Origin of the sequence: Sinorhizobium numidicum (assembly GCF_029892045.1) — a bacterium.
GTDB classification, from domain to species: Bacteria; Pseudomonadota; Alphaproteobacteria; order Rhizobiales; family Rhizobiaceae; genus Sinorhizobium; species Sinorhizobium numidicum.
In genome coordinates, this window is sequence record NZ_CP120368.1 from 2,566,301 (window position 1) to 2,586,810 (window position 20,510).

Annotated in this window: 17 protein-coding genes; 2 read left to right on the top strand and 15 right to left on the bottom strand. The window is 63.9% G+C overall.

Annotated features, from left to right (window positions below; translation table 11 throughout):
- Nucleotides 1-4: 4 nt before the first annotated feature.
- From PYH37_RS23530 to PYH37_RS23595, 14 genes are all read right to left on the bottom strand, one after another.
- The gene (locus PYH37_RS23530; protein WP_280733852.1) at nucleotides 5-1,042 is read right to left on the bottom strand and encodes a 2-hydroxyacid dehydrogenase; all 1,038 of its coding nucleotides are present in this window, start codon (nucleotides 1,040-1,042) and stop codon (nucleotides 5-7) included.
- The gene (locus PYH37_RS23535; RefSeq protein WP_280733853.1) at nucleotides 1,039-2,616 is read right to left on the bottom strand and encodes an FGGY-family carbohydrate kinase; all 1,578 of its coding nucleotides are present in this window, start codon (nucleotides 2,614-2,616) and stop codon (nucleotides 1,039-1,041) included. The genes PYH37_RS23530 and PYH37_RS23535 overlap by 4 nt, the downstream gene beginning before the upstream one ends.
- Complete coding sequence (locus PYH37_RS23540; protein WP_280733854.1) at nucleotides 2,616-3,740, bottom strand: ABC transporter ATP-binding protein; 1,125 nt, start codon at nucleotides 3,738-3,740, stop codon at nucleotides 2,616-2,618. Before PYH37_RS23540 ends, PYH37_RS23535 begins: the two co-directional genes overlap by 1 nt.
- Complete coding sequence (locus tag PYH37_RS23545) at nucleotides 3,737-4,855, bottom strand: ABC transporter ATP-binding protein (protein ID WP_280733855.1); 1,119 nt, start codon at nucleotides 4,853-4,855, stop codon at nucleotides 3,737-3,739. Before PYH37_RS23545 ends, PYH37_RS23540 begins: the two co-directional genes overlap by 4 nt.
- Before the next feature lie 5 nt (nucleotides 4,856-4,860).
- Nucleotides 4,861-5,718, bottom strand: a complete 858-nt coding sequence (locus PYH37_RS23550; RefSeq protein ID WP_280733856.1) for a carbohydrate ABC transporter permease — start codon at nucleotides 5,716-5,718, stop codon at nucleotides 4,861-4,863.
- A gap of 12 nt (nucleotides 5,719-5,730) precedes the next feature.
- Nucleotides 5,731-6,654: a carbohydrate ABC transporter permease gene (locus tag PYH37_RS23555; protein ID WP_280733857.1), complete on the bottom strand. Its 924-nt coding sequence runs from the start codon at nucleotides 6,652-6,654 to the stop codon at nucleotides 5,731-5,733.
- Between the two features lie 169 nt (nucleotides 6,655-6,823).
- A complete protein-coding gene (locus PYH37_RS23560) occupies nucleotides 6,824-8,269 on the bottom strand; it encodes an ABC transporter substrate-binding protein (RefSeq protein ID WP_280733858.1) in 1,446 nt (481 codons plus the stop codon).
- Nucleotides 8,270-8,395: 126 nt separating this feature from the next.
- Nucleotides 8,396-9,355: a sugar-binding transcriptional regulator gene (locus tag PYH37_RS23565; protein WP_280736145.1), complete on the bottom strand. Its 960-nt coding sequence runs from the start codon at nucleotides 9,353-9,355 to the stop codon at nucleotides 8,396-8,398.
- A gap of 445 nt (nucleotides 9,356-9,800) precedes the next feature.
- A complete protein-coding gene (locus PYH37_RS23570; protein ID WP_280733859.1) occupies nucleotides 9,801-11,459 on the bottom strand; it encodes a thiourocanate hydratase in 1,659 nt (552 codons plus the stop codon).
- Between the two features lie 21 nt (nucleotides 11,460-11,480).
- A complete protein-coding gene (locus PYH37_RS23575; RefSeq protein ID WP_280733861.1) occupies nucleotides 11,481-11,807 on the bottom strand; it encodes a TfoX/Sxy family protein in 327 nt (108 codons plus the stop codon).
- 15 nt (nucleotides 11,808-11,822) lie between these two features.
- Complete coding sequence (locus PYH37_RS23580; RefSeq protein ID WP_280733862.1) at nucleotides 11,823-12,920, bottom strand: thiohydantoin desulfurase; 1,098 nt, start codon at nucleotides 12,918-12,920, stop codon at nucleotides 11,823-11,825.
- A complete protein-coding gene (locus tag PYH37_RS23585; RefSeq protein ID WP_280733863.1) occupies nucleotides 12,921-14,189 on the bottom strand; it encodes a Zn-dependent hydrolase in 1,269 nt (422 codons plus the stop codon).
- Complete coding sequence (locus tag PYH37_RS23590) at nucleotides 14,186-15,568, bottom strand: dihydroorotase (protein ID WP_280733864.1); 1,383 nt, start codon at nucleotides 15,566-15,568, stop codon at nucleotides 14,186-14,188. Before PYH37_RS23590 ends, PYH37_RS23585 begins: the two co-directional genes overlap by 4 nt.
- A 16-nt stretch (nucleotides 15,569-15,584) precedes the next feature.
- Nucleotides 15,585-17,123: an aromatic amino acid lyase gene (locus tag PYH37_RS23595; protein ID WP_280733865.1), complete on the bottom strand. Its 1,539-nt coding sequence runs from the start codon at nucleotides 17,121-17,123 to the stop codon at nucleotides 15,585-15,587.
- A 134-nt stretch (nucleotides 17,124-17,257) separates the two neighbouring features.
- Here PYH37_RS23595 and PYH37_RS23600 point away from each other — a divergent pair, with 134 nt between their 5' ends.
- A complete protein-coding gene (locus tag PYH37_RS23600) occupies nucleotides 17,258-18,433 on the top strand; it encodes a LysR family transcriptional regulator (RefSeq protein ID WP_280733867.1) in 1,176 nt (391 codons plus the stop codon).
- A gap of 84 nt (nucleotides 18,434-18,517) precedes the next feature.
- On the opposite strand, the gene PYH37_RS23605 is transcribed toward PYH37_RS23600, so the two are convergent.
- Entirely contained in the window at nucleotides 18,518-19,489 is a 972-nt protein-coding gene (locus PYH37_RS23605; protein WP_280733868.1) for a GlxA family transcriptional regulator, read from the bottom strand.
- A gap of 110 nt (nucleotides 19,490-19,599) precedes the next feature.
- On the opposite strand from PYH37_RS23605, the gene bcoG reads away from it, so the two are divergent.
- On the top strand, nucleotides 19,600-20,502 hold the full coding sequence (gene bcoG, locus PYH37_RS23610; RefSeq protein WP_280733869.1) for a 3-dehydrocarnitine:acetyl-CoA trimethylamine transferase BcoG: 903 nt from the start codon (nucleotides 19,600-19,602) through the stop codon (nucleotides 20,500-20,502).
- The last annotated feature ends 8 nt before the right edge of the window (nucleotides 20,503-20,510 follow it).

Here is a 20,510-nt window from a genome sequence, read left to right on the forward strand (position 1 = left end):
AACCTCAGCACGGATGGACCGGCGGCAGGCCGGCGATGAAGCGGCGCACTTCCTCCGCGGCCATTTCGGCGGCATAGGTGACGGTGCGCACCGAGGCGCCGGCGATATGCGGCGTCAGCGTCACGTTCGGAAGCTTCAAGAGCGGCCAGTCCTCCGGCACCGGCTCGACCGCAAAGGTTTCGAGCATGGCGCTCGAAAGATGGCCGCTGACGAGATTTTCGTAGAGAGCGTCATAATCGCAAAGCGGACCGCGCGCCGTGTTCACGAAGATCGCGCCCGGCTTCATCTTCGCGAAGGTCTCCGCATTCATCATGTTCCTCGTCTCTTCCGTCACCCGCGGATGCAGTGTCACAACATCGGCGCGCGCCAGGAGATCGTCGAAGGAGACGTGCTCGACGCCGGCGTTCCGGTCCTCGGCGCTGAGTTGCACATAGGGATCGTGAACGAGCACGTTGGTGCCGAAAGCGCGCAAAAGGCGCACCACCTTGGTGCCGATGTTGCCGTAGCCGACGACGCCGACGGTCATTTCCGACAGCTCACGCCCCGCGCGATCGGCACGATAGAGATCGCCGCGCCACTCACCCCTGCGCAGCGCCTCGTGACCGGTGCGGATCAGCCGGGTTTCGGCCAGAATGGCGCCGATCGTGAACTCGGCGACCGCACTTGCATTGCGGCCGGGCGTATTGACGACGCGTACCCCTGCATCCCGCGCGGCGTTCACATCGATATTGACCGGCCCGCCGCGCGAAACCGCGACAAGCTTCAGGTCCGGAAGCGCTGCCAGCATTTCTCGCGACAGCGGCGCAAGCTGCGTCACCAGGATTTCCGCGTCCCCAATGAAATCAACGATCTCCGCCGGCTTGCCGAGATATTCCTTGAGGCCGTCCATGCCTTCGATCGCATAACCGTGCTCCATCGGAACGTCCGGCCAGGGCTGTTCGAGCATCCGGATCTCGTGCCCATCGCCGCAGGCGTCGATGATCTTGTCGCGAAATACATCCGGCAGCATGAACCGGTCGCCGATGATGGCTATCTTCTTCATTTCGATCTTTCCTGTTGATCCGCCCCTGCGGCACCTTGGGAGAGTGCGTGCCAGACCGGCCTGAGCGCGAGGCGCGACTGCTGATAAGAGGGGAAGAGTCTGTCATAGCGACGGACGAGCCGCTCATCCGGCGCCTCTGCCGCGCGCTGATAGGGCGTTGCCCAGTCGCGAACACAGTCGGCCATGGAAGGGTAGATGCCGAGCGAAACGGCGGCGATCATTGCCGCTCCGGCAGCGCCCGCCTCTTCGCGTTCGCTGGTCTGGACGCTCGCGCCAAGCGCGCCCCCGAGGATTTGGCGCAATGCGGCGCTCCGGGCCGCACCGCCCGTCAGGCGGATGCGTCGCGGCAGCGGTCCCATCTCGGAGTAGCAATCCCGGGCGGCGAGCGCGAGGCCGTCGAAGACGGCGCGCACCATGTCGCCGAACCCGTGCGTCATCGAAAGCCCGACGAAGGACGCGCGCGCCGAAGCATCGACGAAGGGACCGCGCTCGCCGGCATCCGAGATATAGGGCTGAAAGAGAAGCGGCGTATCCTTGGCCTCCGCAAGCCAGCCGTCCACATGCGCGAGCAACTCGCCCTTGCTCTTTTCGATCCCCATGCCTTTGAGCACGCTAGCCGCGACCGAAAGAATCCAGTCGATATTGAGTGTTGCCGCCAGGTTCGACTGCATCTGCGTATAGGTGTTCGGGATCGGCATGCACATTGTGTAGCCTGTAAGATCGCTATTGAGCCGCACATCCTCGGCGCTCGTCGCAAGACGCATATGCATCCCCGTCGAGCCGATTATCGAGCAGCCGGTATCGGTTCCGGGGTCATAGAGACCGGCGCCGAGCGCCGTGCAGACCACGTCCACATAGCCGAGCACAACGGGCGTCCCGGCCGGTATTCCCGTAACAGCCGCGGCAGCCTTGGACAGAGCGTGATGCGAGGTGGCTCCATCGACGATTTCCGGCAGCAGGTGCTTCAGGCTTTCCAGGCCGAGAAAGGAGATGACTTCGTCGGAATACTGGCGCGTGCGGAAATCGCCGAAGGTGAAGTTCGCCTCCGAGGGATCGGTCGCGCGCTTTCCGGTGAGATTGAAATAGAGCCAATCCTTGCAGTGAAAGGCGGTCGCCGCGCCTTCGAGCATCTCGGGCGCCTTGTCCATCATCCAGCGCAGTTGCGGGCCTTGCTGGCAGGCGGCAAGCCCCGACCCCGTGCGCGAGAAACGCTCCGCGTCGCCGCTCTCGCCGCGCAGCCGCTCGACCGTTTCGCTCGCGCGCGCATCGAGCCAGAGCCAGCCCTTGCCGACCGGTTCGCCGTCGCGGTCGATCATCCAGGTGCCGTCTCCCTGACCGGTCACCGCGATGGCGGCAACACGGCCAGGGAGGTTCTCGATCCTGGCCGCAAGGTCGACCAAGGTTTTTACTGCATCCGTCCAGGTCCGCCGAAGGTCCTGAACGCTGCCGGTGCGGCCGGCCGCCTCATAGCTGTTGGGCACCGTCGCCATCGCGAGCTGCCGGCCGCCGAGGTCGAAGGCGACCGACTTGATGACCGACGTCCCCGCGTCAATGCCGATGAGGATGTCGCGCATCAGGCGAGCTCCTCTCCGTGCGAAATCGCCATGCCGCTATCGCCGTCGAAGACATGCAGGCTGGCGGGTTCGAGACGGATGCCGATCGGTTGTCCGATCTCGAGCTTCGTCCGGTCGTGTTCGACCAGAACCAACGTCCCGCCGGCGAAGTCCGCCGCGATATGCGTCTGGTCGCCCAGCCACTGATTGACCGCGACACGGCCGGTAACGCCATCGGCGCTGCGTCTGACAGCATAGGGCCGGACGCCCAGCACCACTTTCTGACGCTTCATCAGGGCATCGCGCACCGAGCGCGAGAAGTCGGAGGCCTGATATTCCAGCCGCACACCATCCTTGAGGCCGAAGGTTAGACGGCTGTCGGAGCCGCTGACGCTCGCCTCGAAGACATTCATTGGCGGCTCGCCGACAAAGGTGCCGGTGAAAAGGTTTGCCGGCCGTTCCTTGATCTTTCGCGGCGTGTCGAACTGCTGCAGCACGCCGCCCTCCATCACTGCGATCCGGTCGGCGAGTGCATTCGCCTCGGTCTGGTCGTGGGTGACGAGGATGGCCGTCAGCCCGCGTTCCTTGATGAAGTGCTTGATGCGGCCGCGCAGCACCGCGCGTAGCTGCGGCTCGAGCTGACCCATCGGCTCGTCGAGAAGGTGCAGGCTGGCATCGCGGATCAGCGCCCGCCCGAGCGAGGCCCGCTGCTGCTGGCCGCCGGAAATCGAGCTCGGATAGCGACCGAGAATGTCCTCGATCTCGAGCAGCTTGGCGATGCTCGCCACCTTCTCGTCGACGATATGCTGCGAGAGCCTCGAAGCCTTCAGCGCAAAGGCGATGTTCTCGCGCACCGTCAGCGGCGGGTAGAGCGAATAGCCCTCGAAGGCCATCGCGACGTTGCGGCGTACGGGTGCGAAGGTCTGCACCTGTCGACCCCCGAGCGAAATCGTGCCGCGCGACACCGGCTCGAAACCGGCGATCATGCGGAGAGTCGAGGTCTTGCCGCAGCCCGAGGAGCCGAGAAGCGCGATGATCTCGCCCTTCTGCACATCCAGGCTCAGTTTCTTCACGGCTTGAACGCCGTAGTCAATGGGACCGTAGAACTTGTCGACGTCCTTTAGCGAAAGAGCGGTGTCGGTCATGCCGCTTCTCCATTGCGCTTGGAGGTAAGCTCTGCCGGCCGCATGAGCCGGCCGCTTTCCTTATCGAACAGAAGTGCCGCGCGGCCATTGACTGCGATGTGAGCCGGCCCGGCGACTGGCCCCGGCGTTCCGGCCGGGCGAGAGACGAGAATTTCGCGGCCGCGCGCGGTAAGCGTCAGCGTCACAGTTTTTTCGTTGAGCGGCGTTTCGGCCTCCACCGTCACGGGAATAGCGCCCAGCGCAGAGGCTTCGGTGAAGGCGATGGTCTCGGGCCTAAGCCCGAGCACGCACGACTTTCCGACGATTTCGGCCCCGAAATTCGGAAGCCGGAAGCGGACGTTGGAAAGCTCTACAAAGGCGCCGTCCGGTCCCCGCTGCGGCACGACATCGAGCAGGTTGATGGTCGGATCGCCGAAAAGGCGGGCGATCTCGATGTCGGCCGGCGCGTTGTAGATGTCGCCCGGCGTGCCGATCTGGTGGATGCTGCCCTGCGACATGACCGCGATGCGGTCGCCGAGCGCCATCGCCTCCTTGTAGTCCTGCGTGACGTAGACGACAGTCGCGCCTTCGGAGGCCAGGAGCCGCGGCAGTTCCAGTCGCATTTCGAAGCGAAGCTTGGCGTCGACGTTGCGAAGCGGATCGTCGAGCAAAAGCAGCGGCGGCGAGCCGACCAGCGCGCGGGCAAGCGCCGTGCGCTGCTTCTGACCATTGGAGAGCGCTTTCGGATGATGGCTCAGCACGTGGTCGATCTTCAGGAGCTTCGCCACCTTCTGAACACCGGCGGCGATCGACTCCTTGGACGACTTCCGAGAGGTCAAGGCGCTCGCGATATTGTCGAAGGCGCTCATGTGCGGAAAGAGGGCGAAGTTCTGGAACGCCATGCCGACGCCGCGGTGTTCCGCGTCGACCTCCGTCATGTCCTCGCCGCCAATCAGCACCCTGCCCTCGTCCGGATCGATGACGCCGGCGACGAGCCGGAGGAGCACGGTCTTGCCCGCGCCCGAGGGTCCGAACAGCACCAGCCGTTCGCCGTCGGCGACATCGAGCGAGAGGTCGTCGAGAACCGTCTGACTCTTGTAGCGCTTGACGATGTTTTTCAGTTGCAGCGTGGTCATTACGATTATCCCTTCACCGCGCCGAGCGACAGGCCCTCGACGAGGTAGCGCTGGGCGTAGAGTGCAAGTGCAAGCGTCGGCGTAATCGACAGCACGATGGCCGCGGCGATCTGGCCGTACTGGATGCCGGAAGCCGTGACGAAGGCGAGCGCCCCGACCGTCACCGGCTGCTTGTCGGCGGACGCCAGCACCAGCGCGAAGACGAAGTTGTTCCAGGCGAAGATGAAGGCGAGCAGGCCGGCCGCTGCGATCCCTGGCCCCGCGAGCGGCAGGGCGATCTTGCGGAACGTCGCAAACCAGGAATGGCCGGCGATGCGATAGGCGTATTCGACGTCCGCCGAGATATCCTCGAAGTAACCGCGGACGATCCAGAGGATCAGCGGCAGGCAGATCAACTGGTAGATCCAGATGAGGCCGAAATAGGTATTCGAGAGGCCGAGCCACTGGAAGTACTGCGTCAGCGGGAGAAGCACGAGGAGCGGCGGCGCGAAACGGAACGAAAGCAGCGTGAAGGCGATATCTTCCGACCCTCTGAACTTGTGTCGCGCGAACGCGTAAGCCGCCGGGACGCCGAGCAGCAACGCCACCGCGACGGAGACGACCGACAGGAACACCGAGTTGCCGAGATTGCGCATGAAGGCGATGTCGAGCGTGCCGGCGGCGGTCTGCAGCCGGCCGGTGATCAGCGCCGCATAGTTTTCCAGCGTCGGCGTGAAGATCACCGACGGCGGAATCCTGAGGATCGTCTCGTTCGTCTGGAAGGACATGAGGAATATCCAGACGATCGGGAACATGAAGAAGACGACGACCAGCGTCAGAGCGATGCCGCGCAGGAGTCTTTCGATCGGAGACATGGTTTCCATGGGTGATCCTCCTTACGCTTCGCCACGGGCGCGTTCGCGCAGCCGGAGCCAGTTCTTGATGAAGACGTTCGAGAGAATGTAGGTGATCGCCCACAGGATGATCAGCAGCGCGGCGGAGCGGCCCACATTGGTCGACTGGAAGAAGTTGAGATAGGCCTCGACCTGGAAGACGGTCAGTGTGTCGCCGGGTCCGCCCTGCGTCATCGCATAGATGATGTCGAACTGCTGGATCGAGTCGAGTAGCCGGAAGAGCGTCGCCGTCAGGATATAGGGCGTCAGCATCGGCAGCGTGATCCGGAAGAAGACGAAGGTGCGCGGCACGCCGTCGAGTGCGGCCGCTTCGAACGGCTGGGTCGGCAGGGATCTGAGGCCGGCGAGCAGCAGGATCATGATGAACGGCGTGTAGACCCAGATATCGACGAGCACGACCGTCAGCAGCGCGGTGTCGGGAGACGATGCCCAGCGGAAATTCTCAAGACCGATGAGGCTCGCGAAGTAGCTCAGGATGCCGAAGCCGGGATTGGTCATGAGCTTCCACATCAGCGCTGCCAGCGCCGGTGCCGTCATCAGCGGCAGAAGGAGCATGATCGAAATGAAATTGTTGATGGTCGAGCGGCGCTGCAGGAGGAGCGCGATGCCGAGCCCGAGCAGCAACTCGAGGCCCACGGTGACGCCCGCATAAAGCAGCGAGATCCTCAGCGTGTTCCAGAAGCCCGGATCGGTGAAGAAGTTCAGGTAGTTCTCACCCCAATTGAACTGGCGTGCCCAGGGCTGGCTTAGCCGGTAGCGCTGGAAAGAGTAGACCACCGCCGTGAAAAACGGGATCAGAATACCGATGCAGACAAGAAGTGCCGGCAGGGAAAGCACATAGGGAAGAACCCTCTTGCTGATCCTGAAACCGCCGGTCCTTGCACCCGGTTGCGTCACAGAAGCCATGGCCAGCTCCGTTCAAAATGCCTGTGTCGATGACAACAAAGGGGTCGGCCGCGGCCGGCGCAGCCAGACCCCCTCCTCGTTTGCTTGTTCACGCTATCGATGCGCCGACCGCCAGGGGCGAGCCGGCGCCACTACAGCGCCGTGCGTCTTTTCAGACGCACAAGGTCGATCAGCCGAGCCCGGCTTCCGCCAGCTGGCGGTTGATGCTTTCGGCGAGCTTGTCGAGCCCCTCGTCGACCGGCACTTCCTTCGCCACCATCTTCTGCAGCGTCGCCGCCCATTCGGTGGTGAGATCGAAGAACAGCGGCTGGGCCGTGAAGTGGATCTTGGCGCCCGGTGCGGAAATGTCGTGCATTTCCACATAACCCGGATAGCTCTTGTTCAGCCGCTCACGGAACATTTCGTCCTTCCAGACCGAAGCGCGGACCGGGTTGACGAAGTCCATCTTCGTTGCGCCGAAGATGGCGTGCTCGAGGCCCGTCGCCCACTGCAGGAAGTACCAGGTCGCGTCCTTGTCGGCGGAGAAGTTGGACATAGCGAGCGCCCAGATCCAGATGTTCGGCGTCGGTGCGGAAGCCGCCGGATTGGCGGCAAAGGGCGCATAGGCGAGCTTGCCGGCCATTTTGTTGTCGCCGCCGTTCATGAAATAGCCGAGAATATCGGCGTCGTAGATCATGGCGGAGGCGCCGGCGCCGAGGTCGGTGCCGACCTGGTACCAGGTATAGGTCGACCAATCCTTCGGGCCGCTTTCCTGGATCATCTGCACCCACTTGGCGTGGAATGCCTTGGACTCGGGCGTACTCATCGCGGCCGAAAGCTTGCCGTCTGCAGAAACGTTCAAATCCTTCTGACCGAAATTCGCGTATCCCGAGAGGAAGCCCGGATGGATGGTGGCCCAGGAACGCGAGCCGCGCACGCCGATACCGTAGACGCCGCCGCCGACGTCCTTGGTGAGCTTCGCCGCGACCACGAGGAGCTCGTCGAGGTTTTTCGGAACGCTGACGCCGACCTTGTCGAACATCTCCTTGTTGTACGAAAGGTTGTTCTGCTCGTAACCCCACGGAATGCACCATTGCTTGGCGTCTTCCGAACCAAGGGCTCCGCCTGGCTGCCCGTTCCAGGCGCAGGAGGCTTTGACGCCCGGCAGGAAGTCGTCCCAGCCATATTGCGGGTTAGTCTTCGCCGGATCCTTGATCCACTCGTTAAGGTCGGTGATCCAGCCGGCCGGACCATAGGTCCAGGTCATGTAGGCGCCGGTCATGAAGGCGTCGTATTCCGTCGAGCTTGACGACAGAGCTGCGGTCACCTTGTCGAAATAGACGTCTTCCGGGAAAACGTCATAGGTGACTTCGATGCCGGTCAGGTCCTTGAAGGTCTGGAGGTTGGCGATCATCGCGTCGGCATAGGGGTGCTTGTTCAAAAGCAGCTTCAGCGACTTTCCGGAATGCGCCTTCCAGTCGAAGTCGGCGGCGAGCGCCTGCGTCGACATCAGATTGAACAGAGTACCGGCGGTGCCCGCCGTCAGACCTGCCGCGCCCAGGCCTTTCAGCATGCCGCGGCGATCCACCTCCCCGCGCAGGAATGCGCTAATGAGGTCTTTCTCCTTTTCATACATCGGTTTTCTCCTCCGTTGCGGGTAAAACTGCTCGATTGAGCTTGACCGGCTACCCGACCGGTATTGCCTCCCCGAACCACGGCTCCGTTCCCTCCCGGCGCCGTTGCGGTCCGAAAACTCCAACTGTCAGGCGGCCAGCGCCTGCGCGGTACGCTCGTCCGTGATCAGCCCGTTCAAGTGCCCACTTTCCAGCACAGCGCGGATCGCTCGCGCCTTGATCTTGCCCCCCGCGACCGCGACCGTGCGGCGGTTCCTCAGGTCGTCCCGGCCGAGAGTGAACGTGCGGTCGGAAAGCGTCGTCTCGATCGGCCGACCTTTTTCATCGAAGAAGTGTCCGAGCAGTTCGCCCATGCCGCCGCCTCTCTGGATCTCCTCTATCTCGCTCATCTCGATCATGCCGGTCGCGACCAGTGAGGCCTCGCGCTCGGCCGTGCCAATGCCGACCATGAGCAGATCGGCCGACTTCGCGAGCTCGAAGACTTCGCGAACCCCACGCTGGCTGAAGAGCACGTCGCGGTCCTCTACCGTGTTGGCGAAGAACGGCACCGGCATCACATAGGCCTCGGCGCCCGTGCGCTCGGCCAGCCGGTGGATCACGTCATGCGGATTGGCCGAGAATTTGCGCGTGAGACCGCCAAGCAGAGAGACGAAGCGGGTGTTGTTGCTCGCGGTACGCGGCAGATATTCGACGCAGGCAGCCAAGGTGCGCCCATGGCCGACCCCGATCAGGGCCGTCTCGCCGCGTTCGATCTCGCGCCTCAGGAACTGCGCCCCGGATATGCCGAGCGCCTTCAGCGGCAGGTCGTCACTGTCGAAGTCCGGCACCACCTCGCAATAATCGAGCCCATAGCGGCTGGAAAGCTTCTGCTCGAGCTCGACGCATTCGGATACGTCGCCATCGATATAGACCTTCACCAGGCCTTCCTGGTTGGCCCTCATGATCAGGCGATGCGCTTTCAGCGAGGTGAGGCCCAGGCGTTTGGCGACTTCCGCCTGCGTCAACCCACCGGCGTAATGCAGCCACGCGGCACGCGTCGCCATGCTCGCCTCATCATCCCGATTGGCCGTCCAGCCGATGATCGCCATCGTCTCCACCCGATGCTGCACTGCATGATAATTTTCGCAGCGCATGATATTTTTATCCCTATTTGAAAGAAATTTCACGCCATGAAAAAATTGTCAAGCGCCACAAAGTTGCGTCACCCGCAGCGCAGCCGCAGAAAGACACGTCGGAGCCTGGCGAGCGACGCTCTCCGGGACTGAGGCTGAAGAAAACGAGAACGATCTCAAGTGGTTGGAGGGCCCCCGGTTGGGCGGAGGGGCGGGAGCCGCAGGAGGGGCACACGTTAAAAAAAGCAAAAAATTGAAACAGGTCCCCGCAACCGACCTGCTTTGCGCATCAGCGGCCGCATGCGGGCACTAGTCGGAATCACGGCGCGCGAGGATGCTCATGTCGCTGTCGTCGACCGCAACCTTAAGGCCGCGGAAGCGACGGTAGCGGCAAGACCGTCGCTTGGCCTTGCATAGCTTCTCACACCTTCACGTGGCCGATGCCCTTAGCGGCGATCTCCTCGAAGGACTCGTCGTATCCCGCATCCGCATAGCGGATCACGCCGAGCGCGGTGTCGTTGGTGAGCGCATGGTCCAGTCGCTCGTCGGCAGCATCGGTCCCATCGGCAACGATGGTAACGCCGCAGCTCGTCATATAGCCGGCGTAACCGCCGCCGCCGGAATGAATGACGACGAGATCGGCCATGGATGAGCAGAGCACCATCGCATCGATGAGCGGCCAGTCGGCAATGGCGTCGGAGCCGTCCTTCATCCGCTCCGTCATGATGTTCGGGTGCGCCATGGCGCCGGCGTCGAGATGGTCGCGCGAGAAGGCGACCGGCCCCTTGAGCTCGCCGCTTGCCACGAGTTCGTTGACGCGGCGGGCGAGCGCGGTGCGTTCGCCATGGCCGAGCCAGGCGATGCGCGCCGGCAGGCCCTCGAAGGGGATATGCATGCAGGCGAGCCGGATCCAGTTGGTGATGATACGGTTGTCCGGAAACATATCGAGCAGCAGGTCGTCGATCCGCGCGATGTCGATCTCTTCGCCGGAAAGCGCCATCCAGCGGAATGGGCCGATGGCGCGGGCGAAAAGCGGCCGCAGATAGGCCTCGGTGAAGATCGGGATGTCGAAGGCGTTTGCGACACCGCCCTCGCGCGCCTGCGTGCGGATCAGGTTGCCGTTGTCGAAAACCTCGGCACCTTTTTTCTGGAGGTCGAGCATCGCCTTCACCTGCTCGACGATCGAGGCGCGGCTCGCCGCCATCAACTGCCCCTGCCCGTCCTCGCGCAGTCCGCGCACCTGATCGAGGCTCATACCCTTCGGCACGTAACCATAGACGAGGTCATGCGCCGAAGTCTGGTCCGTCACCACATCCGGCACAATGCCGCGCCGTGCGATCTCCGGATAGATTTCGGCCGCATTGCCGACGAGGCCGACGGAGAGCGCCCGCTTCTCCTTGACCGCCGCGTCGATCATCGCGAGTGCGGCGTCGAGATCGGGCGCGATCTCCTGGAGGTAGCCGACCTGCTGGCGCTTCGTCGCCCGCTCGGGATCGATATCGACGCAGAGAATGGCAGCACCCGCCATGCGGCCGGCGAGCGGCTGCGCGCCGCCCATGCCGCCGAGTCCCGCAGTCAGCACGAAACGTCCCGACAGATCGCCACCAAAACGCCGTTCGGCAATGCGCATGAAAATCTCGTAGGTGCCCTGGATCACGCCCTGGCTGCCGATATATTGCCAGGCCCCGGCCGTCAGTCCGCCCCAGCAGATCAACCCCTTGCGCTGCAGCTCGTAGAAGATCTCGGCCTTTGCCCATTGCCCGACGATGTTGCAATTCGCCATGATGACGAGCGGCGCCTTGGCATGGGTCTTCAACAGCCCGACCGGCTTGCCGGACTGGATGATCAGCGTCTGGTCCTCGTCCATTTCGGTGAGCGCCTTGACGATCGCCCGATGCGAAGGCCAGTTGCGCGCTGCCTTGCCGAGGGCGGCGTAGACGACGAGGTTGTCCGGATCCTCGCCGACGGAAAGCACGTTTTCGAGCAGCCGCAGCAGCGCCTCCTGCCGCCACCCCTTGGCGCGCAGGTCAGGCCCGCCCGGAATGGGAAAGTTCGGATGGCGGGGATTGGCCTTCGGCATGGGGCGCCCTCCTGATCTTCGTTATTTCGGCGGCAGCGTTTCGACGAAAGCGAGCGCCGCACCGATCAGGCGCCGGCGAAGCGCATCGTCGCTATAGGCTGCCGCGCCGGCGCGCACCCAGCCCTGCATCCGACGCTCGCCCATGATCATCTGGACGACGCCGGGCAGCGCCAGCGCCCAGCCGTCATTGCCCTTGCCGAGGCGAACCAGCATTCCATCCTCCCGAGCGCCGCAAAGGAGATTGCCGTTGAGGAGAAAAGCCCATCCGCCGAACATCGGTTTCTCGGAAAGCCCGGGACGACCGCCGAGTTCCTGCTTAACCAGTTCCTCAAGCCCCTCATCGCGCATCGGACTTCCCCCTCCTCAACCCTTTCCGTTCAAGGCATAGCGGGCGATCTCGATTCCCATCGCCTTCTCGACCGGCGGATAGACCGAGGGGTCGAGCACGCTGGAGGAAAGCGGGATCACTGATTTCGGCACATGCAGCACGAAGATCTCCATGCCAACTGTGAGCTGCCCGACGCTCAAGGGTTCGCCTTCCGGCGAGAGCGTGGTGATGACATCCGGGAATGTCGCGAGCCGCCGGCCGTCCGGCGTCTCGACCGCCATATACTCGTTCATCACGTGGAGTACCGTTGAGTCATCGCCCTTCCCCAGCGTCACCGTGCCGATGTCGAAGGCTTCCTTTGTATAGACCACCGACTTTTCGGTGATGGTGCCCTCGGCCAGGATCAGGCCGTTGGTGATCATCACGATCGCATCGATGACCGCACTGCCGCCCTTGCCTTCCGCAGCGATGATCGCTTCACCGAGAGTCAGCGCCATGGAGATGCCGCCGAGCGCGGCATTCTCCTTCACATAGGAAGCGCGAACCGGGTTGCGGCAGGAAGCGATGAACCCGCCGGACATGTCCGCGGCGGTGCGCAGCACCGGCGAAACTCTGGCGGTGGCACCGCGCACGACGAGCTCGATATAGCGGTTCTCTTCGCGGTTTCCGCCGACTGCCGTCTGGATCGTCGGCTCGGGCGAGCTGGCGAGACCAATCGAACCCATGTCTCCCGTGGGGTGAGCGCGGATATCGCCGACCGCATCGACGACCTTGGTGCCGAGGATCGCCGAGGGCAGCCAGCCGTTGAGCGTCGAGGACTTGCCGTTCTGCCCGATGATCAGGCCCGAGAGCTTTTCGCCGAGCGCCTCCTCAAGCAGTTGCACCGCCTTCACATAGTCGACCCCGCGCATTTCCCACGGGGTCGTCGAGGCCGGTGCTCCGATTGCGGCGGCGGTCGCCACCCAGTCGTCGGGCTTGAGCTCATCGATCGAGACCAGTTCCGGCTTACCGATGGAGACCGCGGCGCGACCGAGCATGCGTCCGTGATCGGCCCAGCCGCCGCCGCCCGCCGCATAGACGGAACCGCCCTTGACCGCCGCCTCGACATCCTTTTCCGTCAAAATACGGCCCATCTAGTTCGTCTCCTGCAACTGTCCGTCGAGCCGACGCATCGCCTCGAAGAGCACCGCAGCGCCGAGCGCGATATCGTCGTTCTCCGCCCATTCCTCGGGCGCATGCGATCTGCCGTCGCGGCAGGGAATGAAGATCATCGCCGCCTTGGCAACCCGCGCCATCCAGGCGGTGTCGTGCCCCGCTCCCGAAGCCATCCGCCGGGAACGTGCCCCGACGCGCTCGCAGGCGGCTTCCAGCGTCGCAAGGATGAGCGGATCGCCGGGCGTCGGCTGATTGTCGGAGATCACCTTCGGCGGTGCAATCGCGACCCCTGTTTCCTCGGCGACCCGTGTTGCAAGCGCCGCGACCTCGACAATGAATTTCTCCATTTGCGGCCGCAACTCGGCCCGGGCATCGATCAAGAGCCGCGCCCGCGAGGGCACGACATTGGCGGCATTCGGCTCGATCTCGAATTCGCCAACCGTCGCCGTGAAATGGCCGTCGCGGGCGGCATACGCCAGGCCGAGCTCCTCGATCTCCAGCACGAGCCGCGACGCCGCGACCAGCGCATCGCGCCGCCGCCCCATCGGCGCGGTACCTGCGTGATCCGCCTGCCCCTCGACGATGACCTCGATACGGGTAATGCCGGAAATCGCCGTGACTACACCGATATCGAGGCGCTCCGTTTCCAAGACCGGCCCCTGCTCGATATGCAGTTCCAGGAAGGCCTTGATGTCGGGACGCTTCAACGCCGGCAGGCGGGAGGGATCGCCCCCTGCTTCGATAAGCCCATGCCTCAACGTCAGTTCGCCATGCTTGCGGCCCAGCCACTCGTCGGGAACGAGCCCGGCCATGCCGCGGCTGCCGATGCAGGAAACCCCGAAGATCGACACCTCTTCGGCAAGGAAATCCACGATCTCCAGATCATGATCGAGCTCGATGCCGGCATCGGCGAGCGACCGCGCGACTTCGAGCGCCGCCGCGACACCCGCAATCCCGTCGAAACGTCCACCATCCGGCACCGTGTCCGAATGCGACCCGAGCATGATCGTGCCGATCGCCGAGTTTCGCCCCTTGCGCCCCCCGATCAGATTGCCGGCAGCATCGATTCTCGTCTTAAGCCCGGCCGCTTTGAAGCGCTGCTCGAGGAAGGCGCGGCCTTCGAGAAAGAGCGGCGTGAAGGCGCGGCGGGTATAAGGCCGATCCGGTTCGGTGATGCGGGCAAGCCCCTCAACGATATCGGCGATGCGACCGGCGTCGACGGGCAGATTGCTCCTCGGCGCCGTCATCGCCGCGGGTCCGGCAGCGGCAACGTGGCAAGCGGCCGGACGAATGCGCCGCGTCCGGGCTCGGCGAGCACGCGGCTGCCATCGAAGGCGAGCCTGCCACGCGAATAGCTGGCGGAGACCCGCCACGGGAGGCGGATGCCGTTGTAGGGCGACCAGCCTACCACATTGTTGCCGCTCGCTGCCGCATCGTATGTATAAGGCTCCGGCGTCATCACGATCATGTCGGCGTCCTTGCCGATTTCAAGCGCTCCCTTGCGATGGTCGAGACGGAAGTGCCGCGCCGGGTTGAGCGCCGTCAGCTCGGCCGCACGCGTCAGCGGGATGCCGCGCTCCAATGCGCCCTTGACGAAAAGCGGCACCATCGCTTCAAGGCCGGGCACGCCCGAGGCATTCGCCAGCATGTCGGCATTGGTCTTGCGGTCCTCCGACCAGCTTACATGGTCGGTCGAGATAAGCGTGACGTTGCCGACCGCCACGTGCCGCCAGAGCTTTTCCACCTCCGCACGCGGGCGGATCGGCGGGTTGATCTTGGCCTTGCCGCCAAGACGCCTCACATCGTTTTCTTCATCGAGCGTCAGATAGTGGATGCAGCACTCGATGCTGGCTGCGTAGCCCTGCGCGCGGTAGGCAGCGGCAATCTCGTAGCCGCGCCCAAGCGAGCAATGAACCACATGCGCCGGGCATCCCGTCAGCGCGCCGGTCTCGTAGATCTGATTTATTGCCAGCAGCTCCGTCAGTGGCGGGCGCGACAATCCGTGCGCGCGATAATCGGTGATACCGGCCGCGCTAACCTCGTCGATCGCGGCGCGCACCGCCTCATCGTCCTCATTGTGGACGCCGGCGATCAATCCGGTCGGGGCGATCGCGCGAAAACACTCTTCCAGCAGCGCGGGCGGAATGCGAGGAAACCGCTTCGGGTCGGTGCCGAAGGTCGAAAACTTGAAGGCCGCGACGCCTGCCGCGACCATTCCCGCAATGCGCGCCGCGCCCTCTTCCGGATCAATGGTGCCATAAAGGGCGAAGTCGACGCGCGCCTGCGGGCCGGCATGGGCGATCTTGCGCCTCACCGCCTCAGCCGAGCAGACGAGATTGCCCTCGTCGTAGGGCATATCGACGATCGTCGTCACGCCGCCGGCGGCCGCCGACCGCGTCGACCAGACGAAATCCTCCTGGTTCTTTTGCGACAGCGAGTGCACTTGGGCATCGATCGCGCCCGGCAGGATCAGCGCTTCTCCGAGCTCATGCCTCTCGCGTGCGGCGGGCGCCGCTCCCTGCCCGACATGCACCACCTTGCCGTCGCGCACGGCCACATGCCCGCCTTCGACGATCCGGTGCGGCAGGACCACGGTGCCTTTCAGGACGAGGTCGAAGTCGGACATTCTCTTTTCCTTCCCGTCACTTGTCGAGAGCGAAGAAACCATCGAACTCCGGCATCGGCGCCATGTCGACGAAGGCGCGCAGCAGGTCGTGATCGGTGAATACCGCCTGCATGGCCTCGATCTCCTTCGAGAGCGGCCGATCTTTCAGATAGATCGGGCTGACCGCGCGGGTGCGCTCATAGGCGAGCTTGATCACCCCTTGCGGCTGGTCACCGACGAGATCGATCGCCTGCGCCGAAAGGATCGCCTCGATCGCCGCAAGTTGTCGGAGATCACGAACCTGCGCCTCCATGCGCTCGACAATGAGCGGCAGGAATGTCGCCTCTTCCTCAAGCCCGCCGGCAACGACGATCGATTGCGCCGACAGGGGCACGGCAAGCGACTGGACCCGCATGTAGAGCTCGACCGCGAGCTTCATCAGCGGCCCGAGCCCTGTCGCAACCTCGCCGGGCGCGACGAGATTGACGGAGAGATTGCGCCGTCCGCCGTTCGAAAGCAGGATGCAGCGGTTGAGAACGTTGCGCGCCATATGTGAAAAGGCGGTCTGTGCCGCCTCGATATAGAGCGTCGTCGTCAACGGCAGTGAGGCACCCGAAGAATGCACCTGGCCGCCGAGCACGACCGGGTTGTCATCCGACAGATAGGTCGCCTCCACGAGCCTGCCGGCGGCAACGAGCAAAGTATCGACCACCGCACCGAAGACCTGGGCGGTCATGCGCAGGCTCAGCGGATCATGGATCGATATCGGCAACGGCCAATCGGCAATGCCGGACTGGCCGTAGAGCCAAGAGCCGACGAGTGCCTCGCCGCGCGTCGAGAGCGTTGCAGCAACACGCCAGGGGTCGGCCGAAGCACCAAGCGCCAGCGACGACATGACACCGGTGACGAGCAACACCCTGATCGCGGCGGCCGCCTCGCGCAGCACGTCGGCCGCCGCCGCATAGGCGATCGCATTGACGCTGACCGCAGCGAGCGCATCGCGCGGCCGCATAACGAAGGGCTTCAGCCCAACCTCCTCAAGCGCGATAGCGGCCGGAACGAGCCTGCCGTTGAAATAAGCCTCGCCGATACCCGTCAGAACCGCCGCCACCTGCCCCATCAGACCAATATCAGCGCAGCCCATCGAGCCATGGCGGCGCACGGCCGGAATGATGCCGCGCTCCATCAGCGCAACGAAAGCATCGATCAGTTCGGTACTGCAGCCGGTATGCCCGCGCATGGCCGTATTGACGCGGATGGCGATCGCCTTGCGAATGACGCGGGCAGCGAAGAACTCGCCCGTGCCGAAGTGGTGGGCGCGAACCAGCGAATCGTTGAAGTCGGCGAGATCGTCGGCCGTCCAGAGCCGGTCCTTCATCGAGCCGACGCCAGTGTTGGTGCCGTAAACCGGTAATCCCATGGTGATGCGGTCGACAATCACCTTGTGCGCGGCGGCGACCCGCTCCATGCCGGCTTTGTCCGCGACGGGCCGCGCCATGCCAGAGCCTATCTCTTCGAGCACCCCGAAATCGAGCGGTTTCCCACATAAGACGATGGTCTTGACGGATTGGAGCATGCCGGGGACGAACCTCTTTTACGGGCATGCTATGCGCAATGTGCCGTTGCGTGATATATCCCAAATCCAGGACAAGTGATGCCGATATCCGAACGGCCCTATTTGTCTCTCGTTCGGCTTGCGTGTGAACCACCGTGGATATTGCAACGATCGTTCTTGTCGACATGACACTTCGCGAAGGCCGCATACGCCGGGCGGCGAAGCTGTGCGGCCGTCCGCCGTCAAGCGTCAGTGCAGCCGTGCGACGTTTCGAGCAGGCGATTTCCGTGCCGCTTCTCCGCCGCGACGGTGCCATGCTCATGCCGACCCTCGAGGCCCGCACACGAATTTCGGAGATTGCGCTCGCCGCTGAAACCGCGATGCTTCTCGCCGGCGGCGAAAGCTCTGGGGCCGATGCCGTCCCGCCGGTCAGGCTCGCCGCGCTCGACCGTTTCGTGAAGATCGCCCGCACGGGCAGCATCCGTTCCGTTGCCAGAACGCTCGGTCTCGGCCAACCGCAACTGACCCGGCAGATGGCGGATCTCGAACGGCATCTGTCGCGCCGCCTTTTCGAACGGGCCCATAGCGGCGTCATCTGCACCGAGGCCGCGCTCGCAGCGATACCGCTCGCGGAAAAGCTGCTTCAGTCCTGGGGCCGGCTCACCCGCGCCTCCGATGACCGTTTTCGCCGCGATGCCACGACCTGGCGCCTTGGCGCTGTCATGCCGCTCGGCCCGGAAAGCGAGATCGCGCGCATGTTGGCGGCGCTCACGGCTGCCTGGCACGCAGCCCATCCGCGCCAGCATCTCTTCATTTCGAGCACCACCGCCGACGAACTCGTCACCGGGCTCAAGAGCCGCCGCTTCGACGCGGTGCTGCTCGACGTTGCGGATTACCCGAGCGAATTCGATGGCCGGCTGGTGTCGCAAACGCCACTGGCGCTTGCCGGACCGGCCGCGAAACTCTCAGCAATGGGCGACCTCGCGCAGTTGCTGTGCTCTTCGCCGATCGCCGTGCCCAGCGTCAAGAGCGGGCTCAGACGAGAGGCGACGCGGTTCCTGGAAGATACCCTCAGCGAAAGCGAGCGCCGGCGGATCACACTGGTCGAAGTGGATTCGATTCCAGTGATCATCAATCTCGTCACGCATCACGGTTATCTGTCGGTGCTGCCGGAGAGCTCGCTCGCCCGCGTCCATCGGCCGCCGGCGATGATCCAGCTCGCACCCGCCTACAAACAGTCCCTGACGCTGGTCTGGCCGAGAAGGGCGCTCTGGGCGCAAGTCGGCGAGGCCCTGTTCCGGATGATGACGGCGGCGGCGGCGCGCTCCTGAATCATTTCGCGATGAGCGATCAGTAACTCGTTAATCCGGCTTGCAGAATCGAGCGATGCTGAATCACTGCGCGAAGTCGTTGATTCAGGTCTTGAGCTTCAGCCGTCGGCGCGTTTCGCTGGGGCTCTCGCGATAATGGGCGCGGTAGCTGCGCGAGAAGGATGAGGAGGAGTTGAAGCCCGCGATCGCCGCAATGTCGGCAAACTCCATGCGCGTCTCGATCACCTTGCGCCGCGCCGCATTGAGGCGAAGCGCGAGATAATGCTCGTGCGGTGCAACCCCCATCGTGTCCTTGAAAAGGTCCTGCAGATGCCGGGGGCTGACGCCGACCCGCCGCGCCAACCGTGCAAGCGTCAGCGGCACCTCGACCGTTTCCTCCATCAGCTTGACCGCCGCGCCGACACGGGCGTCGAGAATGCGCATGTTGCCGATCGCCGGCATTTGCAGCAGGTCGCCGCGCGTGCGCTCCTGCTCGTAGATGAAGAGCCGCGACACTTCGAGCGCTAGCGAATAGCCGTGCGCCCGCCGGATCAACTCCAGCATCAGGTCGAGCGTCGGCAGCGAGCCGCCGGTCGTGATCCGCTTGCGATCGATGACGAAACGCTCACGCACCATCGTGACCTGCGGATAGGCGGCGGCAAAATCCTCGAAATCCTCCCAATGGGTGGTGGCCGCAAAATTATCGAGCAGGCTCGTTTCGGCAAGCAGCCATGAACCGGATTCGATCCCCGCCATCATCTCCCGGTGCCGCGCCGTCTGCGAGAGCAGCATCTTGAGTTGCGATGTGGCGCTGCGCTGCCAGTTGTAGCTCGACAGGATGAAGAGCGGTGCCGTCTCACGTTGCGGCCGGAAGGGCCCGGCTACCGGAATCGGGATGCCGCTCTTCGTCTCGATCGCCTCACCGTCCGGGCTGAAGATCGTCCAGGTATAGAGCGTGCGGCCGGCGATGCGGTTGGCGGCGCGCAATGGCTCGACGACCGAGGCGACAAGGATCAAATTCGTCTCCGGGAGAACGAGCAAATCGACATGCTGCGCCTGCGAAACGGATTGATCCATCGTGAAACTTCCTCCCGGAGTTTCCGAGAATGTATAGAATGCCGCCGATGATGAAAAGCAGAGGCGGCTTTTCTGGCTCGTAATGACTCTCAAGAAAAAGGGAGACAACCATGCCGCTCAGCATGAACCGCGAGGTATTCATCACCTGCGCCGTCACCGGCGCCGGTGACACCGTTTCTAAGTCCAGCCATGTTCCGATCACGCCGAAGCAGATCGCCGATGCGGCGATCGAGGCCGCCAAGGCCGGCGCTGCCGTCGCCCACTGTCACGTCCGCGATCCTGACACCGGCGCACCGGCCCGCCGTCTCGACCTCTATAGGGAAGTGACCGACCGCGTTCGCTCGGCCGATGTCGACGTGGTCCTCAATCTCACCGCCGGCATGGGCGGCGATCTCCTTTTCGGCAATGTCGAAAGCCCCTTCCCAGTCAATGAAAAGGGTACGGACATGGCCGGCGCTACCGAGCGCGTGGAACATGTCGCGCAGTGCCTGCCGGAAATCTGCACGCTCGACTGCGGCACGATGAACTTCTCGCTCGGCGACTATGTGATGACCAACACGCCGTCGATGCTGCGCGAAATGGCGCGCCAGATGACCGCACTCGGCGTTCGCCCCGAGATCGAGGCGTTCGACACCGGCCATCTCTGGTTCGCCAAGCAGCTCGTCGAGGAAGGGCTGATCGAGGATCCAGTGCTGATCCAGCTCTGCATGGGCATTCCGTGGGGCGCGCCGGATGATCTCAACACCTTCATGGCGATGGTCAACAACGTGCCTCCGAGCTGGACCTTCTCGGCCTTCTCGATCGGCCGCAATGCCATGGCCTATCCGGCTGCAGCAATCCTCGCCGGCGGCAATGTCCGCGTCGGCCTCGAGGACAATCTCTATGTCGGCAAAGGCCAGCTCGCGACCAACGGCCAGCTCGTCGAAAAGGCGGTTTCCGTCGTCGAGGGCATGGGCGCCAAGATCATCGGACCGGAAGAGGTCCGCAAGAAACTGAAGCTGACGAAACGCTGAGTGGGGCC